The organism is Paraburkholderia humisilvae, from assembly GCF_902859855.1.
Lineage (GTDB): Bacteria > Pseudomonadota > Gammaproteobacteria > Burkholderiales > Burkholderiaceae > Paraburkholderia > Paraburkholderia humisilvae.
The window spans coordinates 1-1,337 of record NZ_CADIKH010000348.1; the positions used below are offsets into that span (position 1 = coordinate 1).

1 pseudogene is annotated in these 1,337 nt (G+C 66.6%); it reads left to right on the forward strand.

The features are described 5' to 3' along the window. Positions 1-1,337 (forward strand): annotated as a pseudogene (locus tag HV796_RS42450) (RHS repeat protein); the annotation flags it as partial.

Here is a 1,337-nt window from a genome sequence, read left to right on the forward strand (position 1 = left end):
TACACGTATGACGATGCGACGTGCGCGACGGCCGCCGGCTATGTGAAAGGTTGCACGCACAACGTGCTGACGGTGTCGCGCACGCCGCGTCCGGGCACGACCGAGCCCGTGCTCACGCAGCGCTTCACGTATAACGCGGCCAATGGCCGGGTGGCGAGCGCGACCGATGCCAGAGGGCAGGTGACGGATACGACGTATACGCCTCAGGGGCTGGTCAGCACGATCACGCGACCCGCGGTGAACGGCGTGTATCCGACCACCACGTATACGTATGAAACGGTGAAGCCGGCGTGCTGCAGCAATGCGCAGATTATTCGTCCGGTGCGCATCACGCAGAGGATCGACGCGACGCGCAGCACGTCGACGACGATCGGCTACGCGGCGGACTTCACGCCGGCGACGGTGACTGAAGACGCGGACGGTCTGGCGGTGAAGACGGTGACGACGTTCGACAGTGAAGGGCGGCTTGCGACAGTCAAACGCGATGGCGTGGCGCTGGTGACGAACACCTACGACAGGCGCGGTAACGTCACGCGCACGAACGCGAACCTGCTGGCGAGCGACGAGGTGATCGCGTATGACGCCGATGGCCGCGAAGTGCAGCGCGGGGTGGCGGTGGCCGGTGGTGGGATGGTGACGTGCCGGCGCTACAACGCGATGGGCGATGTGGTGCGCGTGTGGGGGCCGGCGAAGACGTCGGGGGTGGGCACGTGTCCTGTGGAGGCGGCGCCGACGCCGATCACCGATACGGCGTACGACGACCATCACCGGGTGAGCCGCGTGACGCGTTATCTGGCGGCCGCCGACGGCGGCAACCGTGTGACGGAGACGGAGTACAACGCGGACGACAGCGTGAAGAGCGAGCGCCGCGCGGTGGGCACGGGGCTGGAGCAGGGCTATGTGAGCTACACGTATAACCCGAACGGGACGGTGGCGCTGACCACCGACGCGAAGGGCAATACGACGGTGAACCTGTACGACGGGCATGACCGGCTGTATCGCACGCATTATCCGCTCAACGGCCAGGCGGGCATGGGCGACGCCAATAACTACGAGCAGTACACATGGGATGCGAACGGGAACCTCACGGCGCTGAGGAAGCGCGACGGCCAGACCATCAACCAGGGCTTCGATGCGCTGGACCGGCTGGTGACGCGCACGTTCCCGAACGGCGTGGGCAATGTCCAGTACAGCTACGACCTGCGCGGGCTGAAGACGGCCTCGCAGTACAGCGACGGCAGCCAGACGGTCACGCACAGCTACGACGGTCTGGGGCAGCTCACGCAGACGGGTGCGGCGGGCCGGACGCTGCGCTATACGCGCGATGCGGCGGGCAA